The organism is Paenibacillus sp. HJGM_3 (assembly GCF_045062745.1).
GTDB lineage: Bacteria > Bacillota > Bacilli > Paenibacillales > NBRC-103111 > Paenibacillus_AA.
The window spans coordinates 33,147-53,397 of record NZ_JBJGED010000008.1 but is presented as its reverse complement, the minus strand read 5'-3'; the positions used below and the strand labels follow the sequence as shown (position 1 = coordinate 53,397).

General features: G+C 58.1%; 18 protein-coding genes and 1 other annotated feature. Of the genes, 14 read left to right on the top strand and 4 right to left on the bottom strand.

Features of this window, described 5'->3' with window-relative positions; translation table 11 throughout:
* The first annotated feature begins 27 nt into the window (after window positions 1-27).
* From ACI5FR_RS11180 to ACI5FR_RS11170, 3 genes are all read left to right on the top strand, one after another.
* Window positions 28-516, top strand: a complete 489-nt coding sequence (locus ACI5FR_RS11180) for a DivIVA domain-containing protein (RefSeq protein WP_405454407.1) — start codon at window positions 28-30, stop codon at window positions 514-516.
* 91 nt (window positions 517-607) lie between these two features.
* Window positions 608-866 (top strand) — a binding site (T-box leader).
* A 42-nt stretch (window positions 867-908) separates the two neighbouring features.
* A complete protein-coding gene (ileS, locus tag ACI5FR_RS11175) occupies window positions 909-3,668 on the top strand; it encodes an isoleucine--tRNA ligase (RefSeq protein WP_405454405.1) in 2,760 nt (919 codons plus the stop codon).
* A 53-nt stretch (window positions 3,669-3,721) separates the two neighbouring features.
* A complete protein-coding gene (locus ACI5FR_RS11170) occupies window positions 3,722-4,021 on the top strand; it encodes a DUF5665 domain-containing protein (RefSeq protein WP_405454722.1) in 300 nt (99 codons plus the stop codon).
* 29 nt (window positions 4,022-4,050) lie between these two features.
* On the opposite strand, the gene ACI5FR_RS11165 is transcribed toward ACI5FR_RS11170, so the two are convergent.
* A complete protein-coding gene (locus ACI5FR_RS11165; protein ID WP_405454403.1) occupies window positions 4,051-4,779 on the bottom strand; it encodes a TraR/DksA C4-type zinc finger protein in 729 nt (242 codons plus the stop codon).
* A gap of 133 nt (window positions 4,780-4,912) precedes the next feature.
* Between ACI5FR_RS11165 and lspA the strand changes: the two genes are divergently transcribed.
* The 4 genes from lspA (at window position 4,913) to ACI5FR_RS11145 (ending at window position 8,640) form a co-directional block, all read left to right on the top strand.
* The gene (lspA, locus tag ACI5FR_RS11160; RefSeq protein WP_405454401.1) at window positions 4,913-5,434 is read left to right on the top strand and encodes a signal peptidase II; all 522 of its coding nucleotides are present in this window, start codon (window positions 4,913-4,915) and stop codon (window positions 5,432-5,434) included.
* Window positions 5,409-6,359, top strand: coding sequence for an RluA family pseudouridine synthase (locus ACI5FR_RS11155; RefSeq protein ID WP_405454399.1), 951 nt, complete (start codon window positions 5,409-5,411; stop codon window positions 6,357-6,359). Before lspA ends, ACI5FR_RS11155 begins: the two co-directional genes overlap by 26 nt.
* A 36-nt stretch (window positions 6,360-6,395) precedes the next feature.
* Window positions 6,396-7,559, top strand: a complete 1,164-nt coding sequence (locus tag ACI5FR_RS11150; protein ID WP_405454720.1) for an aminotransferase A — start codon at window positions 6,396-6,398, stop codon at window positions 7,557-7,559.
* A gap of 145 nt (window positions 7,560-7,704) precedes the next feature.
* Entirely contained in the window at window positions 7,705-8,640 is a 936-nt protein-coding gene (locus ACI5FR_RS11145; protein ID WP_405454397.1) for an RpnC/YadD family protein, read from the top strand.
* A 59-nt stretch (window positions 8,641-8,699) separates the two neighbouring features.
* Here ACI5FR_RS11145 and ACI5FR_RS11140 read toward each other — a convergent pair whose 3' ends face one another.
* Together ACI5FR_RS11140 and dapD are read right to left on the bottom strand one after the other, a co-directional pair.
* Window positions 8,700-9,869 (bottom strand): N-acetyldiaminopimelate deacetylase, encoded by a 1,170-nt coding sequence (locus ACI5FR_RS11140; RefSeq protein ID WP_405454395.1) that lies wholly within the window; start codon window positions 9,867-9,869, stop codon window positions 8,700-8,702.
* A gap of 40 nt (window positions 9,870-9,909) precedes the next feature.
* A complete protein-coding gene (gene dapD / locus ACI5FR_RS11135; RefSeq protein WP_405454718.1) occupies window positions 9,910-10,611 on the bottom strand; it encodes a 2,3,4,5-tetrahydropyridine-2,6-dicarboxylate N-acetyltransferase in 702 nt (233 codons plus the stop codon).
* A gap of 357 nt (window positions 10,612-10,968) precedes the next feature.
* Here dapD and pyrR point away from each other — a divergent pair, with 357 nt between their 5' ends.
* From pyrR to pyrE, 7 genes are all read left to right on the top strand, one after another.
* Window positions 10,969-11,517, top strand: coding sequence for a bifunctional pyr operon transcriptional regulator/uracil phosphoribosyltransferase PyrR (pyrR, locus tag ACI5FR_RS11130; protein ID WP_405454394.1), 549 nt, complete (start codon window positions 10,969-10,971; stop codon window positions 11,515-11,517).
* On the top strand, window positions 11,514-12,425 hold the full coding sequence (locus ACI5FR_RS11125; RefSeq protein WP_405454392.1) for an aspartate carbamoyltransferase catalytic subunit: 912 nt from the start codon (window positions 11,514-11,516) through the stop codon (window positions 12,423-12,425). The genes pyrR and ACI5FR_RS11125 overlap by 4 nt, the downstream gene beginning before the upstream one ends.
* A gap of 72 nt (window positions 12,426-12,497) precedes the next feature.
* On the top strand, window positions 12,498-13,781 hold the full coding sequence (locus tag ACI5FR_RS11120) for a dihydroorotase (protein WP_405454390.1): 1,284 nt from the start codon (window positions 12,498-12,500) through the stop codon (window positions 13,779-13,781).
* Between the two features lie 20 nt (window positions 13,782-13,801).
* Window positions 13,802-14,971, top strand: a complete 1,170-nt coding sequence (locus ACI5FR_RS11115; protein ID WP_405454388.1) for a carbamoyl phosphate synthase small subunit — start codon at window positions 13,802-13,804, stop codon at window positions 14,969-14,971.
* Window positions 14,958-18,173: a carbamoyl-phosphate synthase large subunit gene (carB, locus tag ACI5FR_RS11110; protein ID WP_405454385.1), complete on the top strand. Its 3,216-nt coding sequence runs from the start codon at window positions 14,958-14,960 to the stop codon at window positions 18,171-18,173. The genes ACI5FR_RS11115 and carB overlap by 14 nt, the downstream gene beginning before the upstream one ends.
* 94 nt (window positions 18,174-18,267) lie before the next feature.
* Window positions 18,268-19,023, top strand: a complete 756-nt coding sequence (pyrF, locus tag ACI5FR_RS11105) for an orotidine-5'-phosphate decarboxylase (protein WP_405454383.1) — start codon at window positions 18,268-18,270, stop codon at window positions 19,021-19,023.
* Window positions 19,024-19,042: 19 nt separating this feature from the next.
* Window positions 19,043-19,681, top strand: a complete 639-nt coding sequence (gene pyrE / locus ACI5FR_RS11100) for an orotate phosphoribosyltransferase (RefSeq protein WP_405454381.1) — start codon at window positions 19,043-19,045, stop codon at window positions 19,679-19,681.
* A 234-nt stretch (window positions 19,682-19,915) separates the two neighbouring features.
* On the opposite strand, the gene ACI5FR_RS11095 is transcribed toward pyrE, so the two are convergent.
* On the bottom strand, window positions 19,916-20,089 hold the full coding sequence (locus ACI5FR_RS11095; protein ID WP_405454379.1) for a hypothetical protein: 174 nt from the start codon (window positions 20,087-20,089) through the stop codon (window positions 19,916-19,918).
* Window positions 20,090-20,251 lie beyond the last annotated feature (162 nt).

Genomic DNA, 20,251 nt, shown 5'->3' with positions numbered 1-20,251 from the left:
CTCCCCAATTTTTCAGGAGGTGCACCAATGCCTTTAACGCCATTGGACATACATAACAAGGAATTCGGCCGACGTGTACGGGGGTATGACGTTGATGAGGTGAATGAGTTTCTCGATCAAGTGATCAAAGATTACGAGGCGCTCATTCGCGAGAATAAAGATTTGGAAAATCAAGTGCACGGCTTGCAGGAGCGGCTGAGCCACTTTGCGAATATCGAGGAGACGCTCAGCAAGACGATCATCGTCGCGCAGGAAGCGGCGGATGAGGTGCGCAACAACTCCAAGAAGGAAGCGCAGCTGATCGTGAAGGAAGCGGAGAAGAACGCGGACCGCATCATTAACGAAGCGCTCGCCAAGTCTCGCAAAGTGTCGATGGAGATCGAAGAGCTGAAGAAGCAGGCGTCGATCTACCGCACGCGCTTCCGGACGCTGGTCGAAGCCCAGCTCGAAATGCTGAAGAACGATCAATGGGAGACGCTGAACAGCTCCCGGGAGAAGGAAACCGTCCTGGAGTAGGCGCGGGCTGACGTCGATTTGACGGAGACCGTTTGGATGGGCTATACTGGGAGAAAATTTGGATGCACTCAACAGCCTCACTTTGTGGGGCATAAAAGCTATGACTGGGACGAGTACGTTCGAACGATCGGCGTCAGCGAGTCGGGGACAGTGGGAGCCCGGCGGCCGTCACGAACCGAAGATCACCCAGGAGCGTTTCTTGAAGGATGGCTCATCGTGTGAGCCGGCTAGAGAATACCGGGTGATGACCGTTATCCCATCATCGAGTGAGCGCACGATTGCATGGCCCTTAGGTTAGGCAGGCAGCGCTTATGAGGGTGGTACCGCGAGACAAGCTTCTCGTCCCTTAGGGGATGGGAAGTTTTTATTTTATTCCATGGAGTGTGTTAAGAATGGATTACAGCAAAACGCTCAATTTGCTTCAAACCGAATTCCCGATGCGAGGGAACTTGCCATCGGCCGAACCGAACATGCAGAGCTGGTGGGACGAGATCGACATCTACGCCAAGGTGCAAGAGAGAAACGCGGGCAAGCCGAAGTTCATCCTGCACGACGGCCCTCCCTATGCGAACGGCGACATCCATATCGGCCACGCGCTGAACAAGCTGCTCAAGGATTTTATCGTGCGCTACAAGTCGATGCGAGGCTTCGATGCGCCTTACGTGCCCGGCTGGGACACGCACGGGTTGCCGATCGAGCAGGCGATTGCGAACGGGGGCAAGGTGGACCGCAAAAAAATGTCCGTCGACGAGTTCCGCCGCTATTGTGCGGAGTATGCTCTGGATTGGGTGGAACGCCAAAAGGCACAGTTTAAGCGCCTCGGCGTCCGCGGCGACTGGATCGATCCGTACATCACGCTCAAGCCGAAGTACGAAGCGCAGCAAATCCGCGTGTTCGGGGATATGGTGAAGAAAGGCTATATCTATAAAGGGCTGAGACCGGTCTACTGGTCGCCGTCTTCCGAGAGCGCGCTCGCGGAAGCGGAGATCGAGTACCGGGAAAAGACGTCCCCGTCCATCTATGTCGCCTTCGACGTGGAGGACGGCAAAGGCATCGTGCCCCAAGATGCGGCTCTAATCATCTGGACGACGACGCCGTGGACGCTGCCGGCGAACTTGGGCATTGCGCTGCATCCGGAGCTGGACTATGTGCTCGTTCAAACGGGAGGCCGCAAGTTCGTCGTGGCCGAAGGGCTGCTGGCGGCGGTAGCCAAAGAACTTGGGTGGAACGACCCGCAGACGCTAGCTTCCTTCAAGGGCGCGGAGCTGGAATATGCGAAGTGCAAGCATCCGTTCTACGATCGGACCTCGCTCGTCATTCTCGGCGAGCACGTCACGCTCGAAGCCGGTACCGGCTGCGTGCATACGGCTCCGGGCCACGGCGAAGACGACTTCTACGTCGGTCAGCAATACAACTTGGGCGTGCTGTGTCCTGTGGACGACCAAGGCCATCTGACGGCGGAGGCACCCGGATTCGAAGGCGTATTTTATGAGAAGGCGAACAAGCTCATCACCGACCGGTTGGAGCAATCCGGCCACCTGCTTAAGCTGGCTTCGATCCAGCACCAATACGCGCACGATTGGCGGACGAAGAAGCCCGTCATCTACCGGGCAACCGAGCAATGGTTCGCTTCAGTGGACAAATTCCGCGGCGACATGCTGGAGCAGATCAAGCAAGTGAAGTGGACGCCGCATTGGGGCGAAGTGCGCCTGCACAACATGATCGCCGATCGGGGAGATTGGTGCATTTCGAGACAGCGTGTCTGGGGTGTGCCGATCCCGATCGTCTATTGCCGCAGCTGCAACACACCGCTTGTCAACGATGCGACGATCGAGCATGTGGCCGGCATTTTCGAGTCGGAAGGCTCGAACGCTTGGTTCGTCCGCGAAGCGGGCGACTTGCTGCCGGCAGGAACGCTATGTCCGGAGTGCGGACATGGCCACTTCCGCAAGGAGACGGACATCATGGACGTCTGGTTCGACTCGGGTTCGAGCCACGTCGCCGTACTCGAGACGCGTCCGGAGCTGCAATGGCCGGCGGACCTGTACCTGGAAGGCTCGGACCAATATCGCGGCTGGTACAATTCCTCACTCATCACAGGGGTAGCCGTACGCGGCCAATCGCCGTACAAAGGCATTTTGAGCCACGGCTTCACACTGGACGGCGAAGGGCGCAAAATGTCCAAATCTCTAGGCAATACCGTGGACCCGAATGCCGTTTGCGGCAAGCTAGGGGCGGATATTCTACGCCTGTGGGTCGCTTCGGTCGACTATCAGTCCGACGTGCGGATCTCGGATAACATCCTGACCCAGATTACCGAGGTGTATCGCAAAATCCGCAATACTTTGCGCTTCTTGCTCGGCAACTTGACGAATTTCGATCCGGCCAAAGATCGCGTTGAGTTCCAAGCGCTGAACGAGCTCGATCAGCTCGCGATTATCCGCTTGAACCGGATGACGGAGAAGGTGCTGAAGGCGTACGAGAATTATGAGTTCCACGTCGTCTACCAGGCGGTACACCATTTCTGCGCGGTGGAGATGAGCGCCTTCTACCTGGACATCGTCAAAGATCGTCTGTATGTAAGCGCGCCGAACGATCCGGAGCGGAAAGCGTGCCAATCCGTATTATTCGAGGCGATGACGGTTATAACTAAATTAATTGCCCCCATTTTGCCGCACACGGCGGATGAGGTTTGGAAGTATGTTCCGGGTACGGACGCGATCAGCGTACAGCTGACAGATATGCCGGAGGCGGATACATCGTTGTACAATCCGGCGTTGGAGCAAAAATGGGATGCCCTGAACGAAGTGCGGGACGAAGTCTTGAAGGCGCTGGAGACCGCACGCAAGGAGAAGGTGATCGGCAACTCGCTTAGCGCCAGCGTCAGCCTGTACCCGAACGAAGCGACAGGGAAGCTGCTCCGTCAGTTCGACGATCTGGAGACGCTGTTCATCGTCTCGAGCGTACGTCTGCACGAGGCGAGCGATTTCGTGCCGGAAGCGGCGGTGAGGCTGGAGAGTGTGTCCGTGCTCGTAGAGCCGGCTGAGGGCGAGAAGTGCGAGCGCTGCTGGATCGTCACCCCGGAGGTAGGTAAGGATGAGAGCCATCCGACGCTGTGCCCGCGCTGCGCTTCGGTCGTGAAAACTTTGTAAGCTGTGAAAGGAACGATCTTATGGACGGAACGGCGAACGAGCGGGGAAATACGATGGACGCGAGCCGCTGGATCAGCTTGGACGAGCGGCTCGCGAAGCTTGGCGAGCAGGTGGAGAAAACCCAGATCGCCGAGTACGTCATGTTGTTTCACAAACCGTGGCGGCTGCTCCTCCTGCATATGATGTTCGGAATCGCTCGGGGGATCGGGATTGCGATTGGCTTCACCTTTTTCGCAACCGCCATCCTGTATGGCCTTAGAATGCTTGGTGCACTGAACTTGCCGATTTTCGGCGACTTTATCGCGGATATCGTCAAAATTGTGCAAACTCAGTTAGAGGGACACGCATTCTAAAAGGCGGTTCCGTTCTTATGGCGATCCGGCTAAACATCTTCGTAAGGATCCGGCTCCAGTAGGCCTTCGCCTTCGTTGTGGTCCATGTACTGGCGATACGTCCGATTGCGCACTACGGTTACGTTTTGCCCGTAGATGTCGGTGGCCAGGAAGCTTTCGAGCGGCTCGACGTAGCCTTCGTTCTCTTCCGCCTCGATGTACATGCCGTTGTAGTCCGTAATCTCGGTATCCTCGGCCATGGCGGGGGTGTTGGACGTTCCCCAGCTCTCGACGATCTGCCAAGCGTCTTCGCCGTCGAACTCGGTTTCGCGATCGGTCTCGTCGAAGCTGGTACGCCCGAACGGCGGCGCGAGGTAGTCTTCTTCCGCCGGACGGTTGAGGGGGAACGTGCTTTTCTCCGCATGGGCCGTGCACCGGAGCGACGCGGGAATCGCCTGCAGCCGTTCGAACGGAATCGGTTCGCCGCAGACGAGGCAATTCCCGTAGTCGCCGGTGTCCATCCTATATAGAGCTTGCTCGATGGCATCCAGTTGATGCTCGGCGTTCTCGTTCAAGGCGACATCCTTGCCGCGCTCGAACACCTCGGAGCCTAGATCCGCCGGATGATTGTCGTAAGCGGACAGCTCGCCGGTGGACATATTTTGGCTATCCTCCAGACCGAATTGGTCGTTGATCGCAAAATGCCGTTCCCATTCGTCGCGCTCCCTCTCCAGGGACTGACGAAGCTCGCGCAATTGCTCGGGGCTCAGATGGCTCATGTTCCGTCTCCTCTCGGTTGTACCAGTATTCGCATTATCCATGCTTTTAGCATTTGCGGAGACTCCATGTTTTAATGAAGGAAGTATAAGGGATCGGGTGCCCGATTTGCCGGTTGGCAGGAGGTTTGAACGAATGGTTTACTACTTGATATCTATACTAGTGCTAGCGCTTGATCAGCTTACGAAATGGATCATCGTGCACACCATGGATTTGTACGAGACCCGCTCGGTCATTGGGGAGTTTCTCTCCATTACATCGCATCGGAACCGCGGGGCAGCTTTCAGCATCTTGCAAGGGCAACGATGGTTTTTTCTGACCATTACTCCCTTGATCGTCATTGGCATCTCCTGGTACATCAACAAAATCCGAAAAGAGCCGGGGAAAAGGCTGCTTTGTTTCGCGCTTAGCATTTTGCTCGGCGGAGCGACTGGCAATTTTATCGATCGGGCCTTGTTCGGGGAAGTGGTGGACTTCATTCAGTTTCATTTTCAGTTCTCGCTGTTCGGCAAGGCGATCGACTACATCTTCCCGATCTTCAATGTGGCGGATTCGTGTATTGTGATCGGGGTCGCATTAATATTCTTGGATACGATACTTCAATCGCGGAGGGAAAGAAGAGGGCAGGTGCATGAGCTGGACGGATCAGGAAACTGAGTTGCAGGAGACGCTGGAGTGGACCGTCGAACCGGAGCAGTCCGGGGAGCGGATCGACAAGTTCGTGACCGAGTCGTTGGATGAGGACGTATCGCGTTCGCAGATTCAGATGTGGATCAAAAACGGCGATATCCGTGTGAATGACAGTCCGGTCAAGCCGAACTACAAGCTGACGCAGGGGGACCATGTGGAGGTGCGCGTCCCGGATGCGGTGGCTACGGACATTGTTCCGGAGAATATTCCGCTCGACGTTGTGTATGAGGACTCGGACGTCATCGTCGTGAACAAGCCGAGAGGGATGGTCGTCCATCCCGCACCTGGGCACAGCTCCGGCACGCTGGTAAACGCGCTCATGTACCACTGCCGGGACTTGTCCGGCATTAACGGGGAACTGCGGCCGGGCATCGTGCATCGGATCGATAAGGATACGTCGGGCCTGCTTATGGCGGCGAAGAACGATCTGGCACACGTGTCGCTCGCCGAGCAGCTGAAGGAGCATTCCGTGACCCGCGTGTACACGGCGGTCGTGCATGGCAAGGTGGCGCACGATCACGGCACGATCGACGCCCCGCTCGGGCGCGATCCGGTTGATCGCAAGATGTACACCGTCACGCACCGGAACAGCAAGCCGGCGGTCACTCACTTCCTTGTGCTGGAGCGGATCGGGGAGTTCACCGTGCTGCAGCTCAAGCTGGAGACGGGGCGGACGCACCAGATTCGCGTCCATATGAAATTCATCGGCCATCCGCTTGTGGGCGATCCGGTCTATGGGGTGCGCAGCCATCGCGACAAGTGGATGACCGGGCAGGCGCTTCATGCCGGCATGCTCGGGTTCCGGCATCCGCGTACAGGCGAGGCGAAGGAATTCGCAGCTCCGCTGCCGGATGATATGGAGAAACTGCTCACGGTATTGCGCGGATTGTAAGAATGGTAAGAGGTGTGGGGAGGAGCAAGGGGAATGTTGGAGCATTTAGTGAATGCGAGCGTTCAGGGGATCCAGATTTCGGGCATCCGCAAAATCTCGAACCTCGTCGCGACGTACAAAGACGCCTTGACACTTACGATCGGCCAGCCGGATTTCCCGACGCCTGCTCATATCGTGGAAGCGGGCAAGCGGGCGCTTGATGCGAACCGCACCATCTATACGCCGAACGCAGGCTTGCCGGAACTACGCAAGGCAGCGGCGGTGTTCGTGCGGACGAAGTACGGATTGGACTATAATCCGGATACCGAGGTGATCGTGACCGCCGGTGCGAGCCAGGCGCTCGATATTACGCTGCGCACCATTCTGGAGCCAGGCGCAGAGGTCATTCTGCCGGGGCCGCTGTATCCTGGCTATGAGCCGATCATCCGCCTGTGCGGCGGCGTGCCGGTGTACGCGGATACGACGGGCACTGGGTTCAAGCTGACGGCGCCGCTGATCCGCGAGAAGCTCACGGAGAAGACACGCGCGGTTGTGCTCTGCTACCCGTCGAATCCGACGGGACGGGTCATGAGCGCGTCCGAGCTGGCCGAGATCGCGGAGCTGCTCAAGGACCGCGAGCTATTCGTCATCTCCGATGAGATCTATAGCGAGCTCGTGTACGAGGGAGGGCACCGGTCGATCGCAGCGATCGGGAGCATGCGTGAGAAGACAATCGTGATCAACGGCTTGTCAAAGTCCCACGCAATGACCGGGTGGCGCATCGGGTTCACGTTCGCGCCCGCTTACTTGACCGCACACATGGTGAAGGTGCATCAATACAATGTTACTTGTGCCAGCTCCATCAGCCAGTATGCGGCGGTCGAGGCACTCACTAACGGCATTGATGATGCCGAGCCCATGAAGGCGGCCTATGTCAAAAGGCGAGATTATGTTCACGGCCGACTTTTGGCCATGGGGTTGCAGGTGGAGAAGCCGGAAGGCGCCTTCTACTTGTTCCCGTCCATCCAGCCGTTCGGGCTGAAATCGATGGAATTCGCGATGAAGCTGCTCGAGGAAGAGCGAGTGGCCGTCGTTCCAGGCGATGCGTTCTCCGGCTACGGAGAAGGGTATGTACGGCTGTCATACGCATACGCGATGGACGTGCTCGAGCAGGCACTGGATCGCATAGAGCGATTCCTGGAACGGCAAGCTCGCTCATAATCGGTGGCCCTTTTACAATCGATGAGCTATCGGCTATACTAGCACTAGCGGAAGCACCGCCAGACGCAAGCTTAGGAATTCCTAGGCTGCTGCGTAATGGCCGGTGCTTTTTTTTGTTTTCAATTTATTTCTAGGGAGGGAATGCATGGTTATTGATCACGATCGGCTATTCAAGGAATTGATTCAAACGTTTTTTCGAGAGTTCATGGAGTTGTTCTTCCCACAGGCATCTGCCGGGATCGATTTCGACCAGTTGACATTTTTGTCAGAAGAGCTGTTTACGGATGTGGTGGCGGGTGAGCGGCGCCGAGTCGATTTGCTGGCGCAAACAAAGCAGAGGGACGAGAACGTTCTGATTATCGTTCACGTCGAGCCTCAATCGTATTACCAGAAGGATTTTGCGGAGCGCATGTTCATCTATTCGACACGCCTGTATGAGAAGTATCGCCGTAGAATTTTGCCCATCGGCGTATTCAACTATGACGGGATTAGGGATGAGCCGGATACGTTCGGGTGGGGGTTTCCATTTTTGGAGGTTATGCAGTATCGGTTCTATACGTTAGAGCTGCGAAAGTGCGATTGGCGCCATTTCGTGAGGCAGAACAATCCGGTGGCGGCTGCGCTTCTAAGCAAAATGGGCTATACTGAAGATGAAAAGGTGCAGGTGAAGCTAGAATTTTTGCGGATGCTCGTACGCATGGAGCTCGACCCTGCACGGATGCATCTGATCGCGGGCTTTTTTCATAAATATTTTACTTTAAACGAGCGCGAGGAAATGAAGTTAAGGGAGGAAATTCGAATGCTTGATCGTCAGGAAGAAAGTCTGTTAGCCAAGCTGAGAACCCATTGGGAAGTCGACGCCGAGTCGCGGGGTAAAATCGAAGGAAAAACGGAGGAAGCACGGAAGTTTATCGGCAAGTTTCTTCAAGCTCAATTTGGGGAGCGAGGGGCTGCCTTGCAGGCGAAAATCGAGGGACTGCAAGAACTGGAGTGCTTGGAACGGTTGGCCGATCAACTATTCAAAGTGTCCCATATAGAGGAAGCACAACGATTGGTAGACGAGGCCCGTCAGGACGTATAACCGCGTAAGTCCAAATCGATAGACGAAACCCTCTGAAGCTAGCTCCAGAGGGTTTTTGATTAGCGCGACTGCTGCTCCGACTTCCACCGGAAATACCGGGTGACCGTATCGATCGCCACGTCCAGCGCCGCTTCGTTCGGCTCCAGCTTGGAATGGTGCAAACCGTACGGCGTATTGACGCCGAGCCAGAACAAGAAGCCGGGGATGTGCTCCAGAAAGTAGCCGAAGTCTTCGCCGGTCATCGCTTCCGGGCAATCGACGAATTGGAGCTTACCATTCCCCTCAGCCGTTTTCACCCAATCGCGGAACTCGAGAGTGAGGGCTTCGTTGTTGTACACTTGCAAATAGTTCGAACCGTAGTCGATGTCCACCTTGCACTCGAAAGCCGCTTCCGTTCCTCGCGCCAACGCTTCGATCCGGGATTTGATCAGCTTCATCGAGCGGTCCGACAGCGTCCGGATCGTTCCTTCGAGCCTGGCCTTCTCGGCGATGATGTTCTGGCGCGTGCCGGCTTCGATCTTGCCTACGGTGACGACGGCGGAATCCAACGGATTGATATTGCGCGCGACGATCGTTTGCAGCTGGGTCAGGAAGTGTGCGCCCGCCACGACCATGTCGTTCGCCAGATGCGGATACGCGGCGTGGCCGCCTTTGCCGGTCAAGTCGATGAACAGCTCGGACGTATTCGCGAACAAAATGCCCGGCTTCGTCGCGATTGTGCCGACCGGGTATTCCGGGGCGATATGGAGCGCGACGATCTGCTCCGGCAGCCAGCTCCGGAACTCCTCGCTCTCGCGCATCGGAAGCGCCCCGCCCGGTCCTTCCTCCGCCGGCTGAAAGAGGACGACCAGATCGTCCGCCATCGGGTTGGAGGCAAAGTGTGCTACGATCCCGAAGCCGATCGTCATATGAAGGTCATGGCCGCAGGCGTGCATATAGCCCGGATGCTCGGACTTGAAGTCGTAGCTCGTGTCTTCCTGAATCGGCAATCCGTCCATATCGGCACGAAATCCGAAGCGCCGCTTCGGATTCGTTCCTTTAATATAGACCAGAATGCCGGTCCTCCAAGTTTTCACTTCCAGCCGCTCCTGAGGCAGCGACTCGATCAGCTGCAGCAGCAGCCGTTGGGTTTTGAATTCCTGGAATCCCGGTTCGGGAATCCGGTGAAGCTGCCGACGGATGTCGGCATACGAGCCGAGAGAGCCTGGAGCTCCGAAGGCGGTCGTCATAAGCTAGTCCCTCCCGAAGGTTCATACTGGAAGCAGTGAACTACAGCGTACGCAATTCTTGCAGAATTTCGGTCTTCGACTTTGTCTTGTCGTCCACTTGCTTGATGACGCGAGCCGGAGCGCCGGCCACGACGGAGAAAGCCGGTACGTCCTGGGTGACGATGGCGCCAGCCGCTACGACGGCGCCTTGGCCTACGCGGACGCCCTCAAGGATAACCGCATTCGCACCGACGAGCACGTCGTCTTCAATGACGCATGGCTGAGCGGATGGGGGCTCGATGACGCCGGCGACGACCGCGCCTGCGCCGATGTGGCACATTTTGCCTACCTTCGCGCGTCCGCCGAGGACCGCGTTCATATCGATCATTGTGCCTTCGCCCACGGAAGCGCCGATGTTAATGAGCGCACCCATCATGATGACGGCATTGTCGCCGATCGATACCATGTCGCGGATAATAGCACCTGGCTCGATGCGCGCGTTGATGTTCTTCAAGTTCAGGAGCGGAATCGCCGAATTGCGGCGGTCGTTCTCGACGACGTAGTCTTCGATGTTCGCTTTATTTGCTTCGAGAATGCCCTCGAGCACTTTCCATTCTCCGAACACGACGCCCGTGTTGCCGGTAATGAATGTTTGCGAGTCCGCACCGAAGTCGATGCCGTCCAGCTTGCCCTTCAAATATACTTTCACCGGGGTTTTCTTCGTGCTGTTTTTGATGAAATTGATGACTTCCATTGTATTCATTTCAGCCATGCGGATTAGCTCCTTTATAAGTAGTCTATCCTCTTTTATAGCACAAATGGGTAGGCCAGGCAATGCTCGGCAACCCGCGTATTGACTTATTTTGTCGAACGTGAGATAATGACTTTCAGTTAAATAGCACCTTTAAGTCGGTCCCGTGAGACCGGCAAGGTAGTCGAATGGAAGTAAAGAAGGGATTCTCTGCTGGGACGGGTCATGCCCAATAGAGATCGCGAGTGAATAGAGCGAGGGCTTGCCCTCCGGCTCCGTGCGCGCGTGCCTTCTTTCGAACTCCTTGCCTGCGGGCGAGGAGTTTTTTTGTTACCAAGGAAAGGTCGTTGAGAGGAGGAGGCGGATGAGATGGCCGACAAGCACGTCATTATGGACGACATTGCGATCCGAAGAGCCCTAACGCGGATTGCCCATGAGATCTTGGAAAAAAATAAGGGTGTGGAAAACTGTTGGCTGATCGGGGTCCGAACTCGAGGCATCTATTTGGCCCGACGCATTGCCGAGCGGATCGCGGAAATCGAGAACGTGCCGGTGCCCGTCGACGAGTTGGACGTGCGAGGCTACCGCGATGACGTCGCCCGGGTGCATTCGGGGGCGATGGCGCCGGCGGGCGGATCGATGGAGATCAAGGACAAGACGATTATCCTGTTCGACGATGTGCTGTATACGGGACGGACCGTGCGCGCCGCGATGGACGCGCTGATGGATCTGGGACGCCCTCGCATGATTCAACTCGCGGTGCTGGTCGACCGGGGACATCGGGAATTGCCGATCCGGCCGGATTATGTCGGGAAGAACGTGCCTACCTCCAAGCTGGAGCAAATCGAAGTGCGCTTGCACGAAGTAGACCGGATCGATGAGGTCATCATACTACAGCAAAGGGGACACGCCGAATGACGCAAACATACGTAGGAATCGATCGGCACTTGCTCGGAATCAAGGACTTGAGCGCAGAGGAGATCCGCAGCATCCTGGACCGGGCCGCCCATTGGGAGCGACAGCCGAACAAGGTGACGCATGTGCTGGACGGGAAGTTCGTGGCGAACATGTTCTTCGAGAACAGCACGCGGACACGATTCTCTTTCGAAGTGGCCGAGAAACGGCTCGGAGCCGAAGTGCTGAACTTCGCGGCCGCGGCCTCGAGCGTAGAGAAGGGCGAGTCGATCTACGATACGGTCCGCACGCTCGAGTCGATGGGCATCGACGCCGGGGTCATCCGGATGAAGCCGATCGGGCTGCTGGCCGAGCTGGCGACCAAGATCCGGGTGCCGCTCATTAACGCCGGCGACGGCAACAACGAGCATCCGACCCAAGCGCTGCTCGACTTCTATACGATGCGCAAGCAGTTCGGAGACGTCCGAGGCTTGACGGTCTCGATCATCGGGGACATCCTGCACAGCCGCGTCGCCCGCTCGAACCTGTGGGGGCTGCTGAAGCTGGGAGCGCGAGTTCAGTTCTGCGCACCGGACAACATGCAGGCGCCGGAGCTGGCTGCGTACGCCTCTTATGTCAGCATGGAAGAAGCGCTGCAAGCCGACGTCGTCATGATGCTGCGCGTGCAGCTGGAACGCCACGAGAAGGGGATGCTGAAGTCCGCCGAGGAGTACCGGGAGCATTACGGGTTAACCGCGGAGCGGGCCGCCCGGATGCAGCCGCATGCGATCATCATGCACCCGGCGCCGATCAACCGGAACGTGGAGATCGATGACGAGCTGGTGGAATGCGAAAAGTCGCGCATCTTCACGCAAATGTCGCACGGGGTTCCGATACGGATGGCGGTCGTGGAACGTGCGATGGTCGGTTAGCGGCAACAGACGGCATGATGCGGAAACCTTTGGTAACAACCATAGTACAAGATAGATGAAGCGGGAGGAATTATGGGAATTTGGATACTGAACGGCCAAGTCGCCGAAGCGGGTAACGGAACGCCGGCGGTCAAGCATATATACATTGAAGACAAACGCATCGTCGAAATCCGCGAAGGAGCGGCTCCCGATACTACCGGTCACGAAGTGATCGACGCTTCCGGCAAGCTCGTCTCCTCCGGACTCATCGACATGCATGTGCACCTGCGCGAGCCGGGCTTCGAGCACAAGGAGACGATCGCGACCGGGACGGCGTCGGCGGCGAGAGGCGGATTCACGACGATCGCCTGCATGCCGAACACGCGTCCGGTGATCGACACCGTAGACACGGTGGGTTACGTGCTCGATAAAGCGCAGACCGAAGGCAAGGTGAAAGTGCTTCCCTACGCGTGTATCACGAAGAATCAGCTGGGCCGGGAGTTGACCGACTTCGCCGCCCTGAAAGAAGCAGGTGCGATCGGCTTCACCGATGATGGCGTCGGCGTGCAGAGTGCACAAATGATGAAGGACGCAATGGCACTTGCCGCCTCGATGGACATGCCGGTCATCGCCCACTGCGAGGACAACACGCTGGTAGAAGGCCGCGCCGTAACGGAAGGCGCGTTCGCGCGCAAGCACGGACTGAAGGGCATCCCGAACGAGTCGGAGGCGATCCACGTCGGCCGCGACATTCTACTCGCGGAAGCGACGGGCGTCCACTACCACGTCTGTCACGTCAGCACCGAGCAATCGGTACGGCTCATCCGGCAGGCGAAGCAGCTCGGATTCCGGGTCACCGCGGAAGTTTGTCCGCACCATCTGCTGCTCTCCGACGAGGATATCCCGGACAGCATGGATGCGAATTGGAAGATGAATCCTCCGCTGCGGACGCCGAGAGACGTGCAGGCTGTACTCGAGGGGCTCGAGGACGGCACGATCGACATTGTCGTCACCGACCACGCCCCGCACAGCGTGGAAGAGAAGGCGCGCGGCATGCAGCTGGCCCCGTTCGGAATCGTAGGCTTCGAGACGGCGTTCCCGCTGCTGTACACGAAGTTCGTCGCGACCGGGCGCTGGACGCTTGACTTCCTGCTGGACCGGATGACGGCGAAGCCGGCGGACGTGTTCGGCTTGAACAGCGGACGACTGGCCGTGGGAGCGGAAGCCGACATTACGATTATAGATCTGAACTCCGAGCAGGAAGTCGATCCGGAGAAGTTTGCAAGCAAAGGCCGCAACACGCCGTTCGCGGGCTGGAAGCTGAAAGGCTGGCCGGTACTCACGATGGTCTCGGGCCAAGTAGTATGGAGCGCATAACGATAGGGGAGTGAAGAGAAATGCAAGCTAGATTATTGTTGGAAGACGGCACGCTTTTCACCGGAAAAGCTTTCGGCAGCGAAGGGGAATCCGTTGGGGAAGTCGTGTTCAATACAGGCATTACCGGGTACCAGGAGGTGCTCTCCGATCCGTCCTACTGCGGACAGATCGTGACGATGACGTACCCGCTGATCGGCAACTACGGCATCGCCCGCGATGACTTCGAATCGATTCGCCCGTTCGTACATGGGTTCGTCGTACGCCAGCACGAGGAAGTGCCGAGCAACTGGCGCGCTCAATATACGGTCGACAGCCTGCTGAAGGAATACGGCATCGTCGGCATCAGCGACATCGACACCCGGATGCTGACCCGCAAAATCCGCCACCATGGCGTTATGAAGGCGATGCTCACAACGTCGACCCGCAGAGTGGAAGACTTGATGGAGCAGCTCAAGGCAAGCGTGCTGATGACGGACCAAGTGTCCCGCGTCTCCACGAAAAGCGTCTTCAGCTGCCCGGGGACGAAAGAACGCGTCGTGCTCGTCGACTTCGGCGCGAAGAGCGGCATCATCCGCGACTTGTCCACACGCGGCTGCGACGTCGTCGTCGTGCCGCAAGACGCGACGGCCGATCAAATCCGCCGCCTTGCGCCCGACGGCATCCTGCTGTCGAACGGCCCGGGGGACCCGAAGGACGTCCCTCACGCCGTCCGCATGATCGCCGAGCTGCTCGGCGAGTTCCCGATCTTCGGTATCTGCCTCGGCCATCAGCTGTTCGCCCTCGCTTGCGGTGCGGATACGGACAAGATGAAGTTCGGCCACCGCGGCGGCAACCATCCGGTCAAGGATCTGGAATCGAACCGCTGCTACATCACGTCCCAGAACCACGGCTACGCGGTGATGGACGATTCGATCGCGGGCACGAACTTGATCGTGACGCACATCAACAACAACGACAAGACGATCGAAGGGCTGAAGCATGCGGTCCACCCCGCGTTTTCGGTGCAATATCACCCGGAAGCGGCTCCGGGGCCGTTCGACTCCAGCTACTTGTTCGACGACTTTTTGACCATGATTCGCAAGTTCAAGCAGGACCGTCCAGGGCTGCCACGACAAGCGGAGATTATCGCCGCCCGGCCTAACCGCCAATCGGCCGCTGAGAAAGGGGAGCTCGCATATGCCAAAAAATAAAACACTCAAAAAAATTCTCGTGATCGGCTCCGGGCCGATCGTCATCGGGCAAGCCGCCGAATTCGACTACGCGGGCACGCAAGCGTGCCAAGCGCTGAAGGAAGAAGGCATGGAGGTCGTCCTGATCAACAGCAACCCGGCTACGATTATGACCGACACGAACATGGCCGACAAAGTATACATCGAGCCGATCACGCTCGACTTCGTCTCGCAAATCATCCGCCAGGAAAAGCCGGACGGCTTGCTCCCGACGCTGGGCGGGCAGACCGGCCTGAACATGGCGGTCGAGCTGGCGCGCGCCGGCGTCCTGGAGCGCGAGAACGTCAAGCTGCTCGGCACCCAGCTGACCGCGATCGAGAAGGCGGAAGACCGCGACCTGTTCCGCGATCTGATGCGCGAGCTCGAGCAGCCGGTACCGGCGAGCGTCATCGTCACGTCCGTAGCGGAGGCGGTCGACTTCGCGAACGAGATCGGCTTCCCGATCATCGTGCGTCCGGCGTACACGCTGGGCGGTACGGGCGGCGGGATCTGCAACACGGAAGAAGAGCTCATCGAGACCGTCTCCTCCGGGATTCGCTACAGCCCGATCGGCCAATGTCTCGTCGAGCGCAGCATCGCCGGCATGAAGGAAGTCGAATATGAAGTGATGCGCGACGCGAACGACAACTGTATCGTAGTCTGCAACATGGAGAATTTCGACCCGGTCGGTGTGCATACGGGCGACAGTATCGTCGTAGCGCCGAGCCAGACATTGTCGGACCGCGAGTATCAAATGCTCCGTTCGGCCTCGCTCAAGATCATTCGCGCGCTGAACATCGAAGGCGGCTGCAACGTGCAGTTCGCGCTCGATCCGCACAGCTTCCAATACTACGTCATCGAAGTGAACCCTCGGGTGAGCCGCTCCTCGGCGCTCGCGTCCAAGGCGACCGGTTACCCGATCGCCAAAATGGCGGCCAAGATCGCGATCGGCTACACACTGGATGAGATCATCAACCCGGTTACGGGGCAGACGTATGCCTGCTTCGAGCCTACGCTCGATTATATCGTATCGAAAATTCCGCGCTGGCCGTTCGATAAGTTCACTAGCGCGAACCGCAAGCTCGGGACGCAAATGAAAGCGACCGGCGAAGTGATGGCGATCGGCCGGACGTTCGAAGAGTCGATTCACAAGGCGATCCGCTCGCTCGAGATCGGCGTGCATCGCTTGTATCTGAAAGGTGCGGAGCAGCTGGACTCCGAAATGCTGGAGCAGCGTCTGGCGAAACCGGACGACGAGCGGCTGTTCCTGATCGCCGAAGCGTATCGCCGCGGCTACACGCTGCAGCAAATCCAGGACTTGTCCAAAATCGACTGGTGGTTCTTGAACAAGCTGGAGGGGATGATTCGCTTCGAGGCGGACCTCCAGCAGCCGGAGCTGTCGGACGAGCTATTGCTTGAGGCGAAGCGCAAAGGGTTCACCGATCGCGCCATCGCCGAGCTGCGCGCCGAAGCCGGACTTGCTACGCTGACGAAGGAAGGCGAAGTGCGCTCGCACCGTCTGGACCTGAACCTGAAGCCGGTCTACAAGATGGTCGACACATGCGCCGCTGAGTTCGAAGCGACAACGCCTTACTACTACTCGACGTATGAGACGGAAGACGAAGTGCAGCAAACGACGAAGCAAAAAGTTATGGTACTCGGCTCCGGCCCGATCCGGATCGGCCAAGGCATCGAGTTCGACTACTCGACCGTACATGCGGTATGGGCGATCCAAGCGGCCGGTTACGAAGCGATCATCGTGAACAACAACCCGGAGACGGTGTCGACCGACTTCAGCACGTCCGACCGGTTGTACTTCGAGCCGCTGTTCTTCGAAGACGTCATGAACATCATCGAGCATGAGAAGCCGATCGGCGTTATCGTCCAGTTCGGCGGCCAGACGGCTATCAACCTGGCAGCTCCGCTGACCCGCGCCGGCGTGCGCATCCTGGGCAGCAGCCTGGAGAGCATCGATACCGCCGAGGACCGCAAGAAATTCGAAGCATTGCTCCGTGAGCAAGGCGTCGCCCAGCCTCCGGGCGGTACGGTAACCTCGGTCGATCAAGCGGTCGGCACGGCCGCGCAATTCGGCTATCCGGTACTCGTGCGTCCGTCCTATGTCCTCGGCGGCCGGGCGATGGAGATCGTTTACTCCGACCAGGAGCTGCTCAGCTACATGGAGTATGCGGTGAAGATCAATCCGGAGCATCCGGTACTGATCGACCGCTACATGCTCGGCAAGGAAGTGGAAGTCGACGCGATCTGCGACGGCGAGACCGTGCTCATCCCGGGCATCATGGAGCACGTGGAGCGCGCGGGCGTACACTCCGGCGACTCGATCTCGGTGTATCCGCCGCAGTCGATCTCCGAAGAGCTGAAGCAGCAGATCGTCGACATCACGATTAAAATCTCGAAGGCGCTGAACGTAGTCGGCCTCGTCAACATCCAGTTCGTCATCTACAAAGAGCAAGTATATGTGATAGAAGTCAACCCGCGTTCCTCGCGTACGGTACCGTTCCTGAGCAAGGTGACGAATGTGCCGATGGCGAACATCGCGACCCGCGCCATCTTGGGCGAGAAGCTGGCCGACATGGGCTATGTGACCGGATTGTGCCCGGAAGACGACCATGTCTCGGTCAAAGTGCCGGTGTTCTCCTTTGCCAAGCTGCGCCGCGTCGATACGACGCTCGGTCCGGAGATGAAATCGACCGGCGAAGTGATGGGCCGCGACCGCAATTTTGCCAAGGCGCTGTATAAAGGCTTCATCGGCTCCGGCATGAAAATCCCGCCGACCGGCGCGATAATCGCGACAGTAGCCGATAAGGATAAGGAAGAAGCGATCGAAATTTTGCGCGGCTTCTACGAGCTCGGCTACAAGATCGTCGCGACAGGCGGCACGGCGACCGCGCTAGAGAAAGCCGGCCTGCGCGTGACGACCGTGAACAAGCTGAGCGAAGGCTCGCCGAACATTCTGGATCTGATCCGCAACGGGGAAGCGCACTTCGTCGTCAACACGCTGACGAAGGGCAAAAAGCCGGAGCGCGACGGATTCCGCATCCGCCGTGAGGCGGTCGAGAACGGCGTCGTCTGCATGACGTCGCTCGATACGGTACGCGCCCTGCTGCACGTGCTGAACACGATCAATTTCTCGTCGCGGGCTATGCCGGTGGCGCAGCTGCAATAACCTTAAGAATGCGTCACCCGAATGGCTTCATTCGAGTGGCGCATTGCTTTGACGGCTACACCATTCACGGATGAAGGAAAGGGCGGGAGAACGGATGACAGGAAGCGATACGCAGCACCAGACTGGAGCCGGTACGCAACTAGTGGAACGCATCATCGTGGCGCTCGACTATCCCGACGCATCGGGCGCGGAGAAGCTGCTGCAGCAATTGAAGGGCATTCCCTGCTACATGAAGGTGGGGATGGAGCTGTTCTACGCCGCAGGGCCGCAATTCGTGCTTCGGCTGAAAGAAGAGGGCTACAAGGTGTTCCTCGACGTGAAGATGCACGACATTCCGAATACGGTCAAGGGCGGCTCGGCGAGCGTCACGCGGCTCGGCGTCGATATGTTCAATGTGCACGCTGCCGGCGGGCTCGCTATGATGCAGGCCGCACGCGAAGGCGTCGAAGCCGCGCTGGCGGGCTCTCCCGGTGCGCGGCGGCCGATCCTCATCGGCGTGACCCAGCTCACCAGCACGAGCCGCGCCGTGCTGAACGACGAGATCGGCCTCGCCGGGTCGGTCGAGGACGCTGTGCTGCGCTACGCGGGATTGGCCCGCGAGGCAGGCCTCGACGGCGTCGTAGCGTCGCCGCTGGAAGTGCCGGGCATCAAAGCCCGATGCGGCCCTTCCTTCGTGACGGTGACGCCGGGCATCCGCCCGGCCGGCGCCGAACTGGGCGATCAATCGCGCGTTATGACGCCGCGCGAGGCGTTCGCCCAAGGCACCGACTACATCGTGATCGGCCGGCCGGTCACGGCCGCCCCGGACCCGCGCGAAGCGCTGGAGCAGATCGTCGCATCGCTATATTAGAAGAGGAGTGTGTATCCGTATGTCGATTCGATACTTAGACGAACAAATTGCCGAGCAGCTGCTCGAGATTGGAGCCGTCGCCCTGAGGCCGAAGGATCCGTTCACGTGGACGTCCGGTCTTAAGTCGCCGATTTACTGCGACAACCGGCTTACCATCTCGTACCCGCACGTTCGGGACTTGATCGCACTCGGATTTTCCGAGAAGATCCGCGATTTGTACCCGGAGGCGGAAGTCGTAGCCGGGATCGCCACAGGCGGCATTCCGCACGGCGCCTTCGTCGCTCAGAAGCTGAATCTGCCGATGATCTACGTGCGGGACAAGGCCAAAGGCCACGGCAAGGAAAACGTAATCGAAGGCGCGATCAAGCCGGGACAAAAGGTCGTCATGATCGAAGACTTGTTCTCGACGGGCGGCAGCTCGATCAAGGCGGCGAACGCGGTTCGCGACGCCGGAGCGGAAGTGCTCGGCATCATCGCGATATTCAGCTACCAGTTCGAGTCGGCGGTGGCGAACTTCATGCAAGCCGGCTTCGACTACCATTCCTTGTCGAACTACACCGCCATGATCGACGTGGCCGTGAAGCTCGGCCGGATCCAGCAGGAGGACGTCGCCCTGCTGCAGTCGTGGCGCACGAGCCCGGAATCGTTCGGCCGATAAGGACAAAAAATCCTGTTCCGTAACCCGGAACAGGATTTTTTATTAATGCTCCAACACTAGTGCGACGACCGAGAGAATGATCCCCCACAAAGGAATCGCCAATACGATGCCGTTTATTAAGCCTGCCATAAATCGATTCTCCTCTTCCACAGAGCGTGGCCTCCGTCCTGGAATCCTTATGGATACCAGTATGTCCGGAGATGCGCGCGCTCAAACCAGGATGGGAGTCTGCGATTAGTGGCACACCGCTACATTGTCATAGTAAGTGACCGTCGAGCCGTCGAACTTCATAAGCGGAACCGGCTTGTATTCGGCTTCCGCCCGGCTGCCTATCCGATCACTGATAGCCGAGGCGACGATAGCTATGGCCACAACAATGCCGAACAGCCACACTATTTTCCCCTTCATCCTAACCGCCCCTTTCCGCGCAAAATGCGTTCATTTCCCTTATCTTACTACAATTCTGAGTAATTGACTAGGGATTTACGGGCTTTTCTAGTTGCTGTTACTTTCCACCAATCCAACAAGATGTGCCCAAATTTAAGGTTTTCTTAACGTTTTTGCTATACA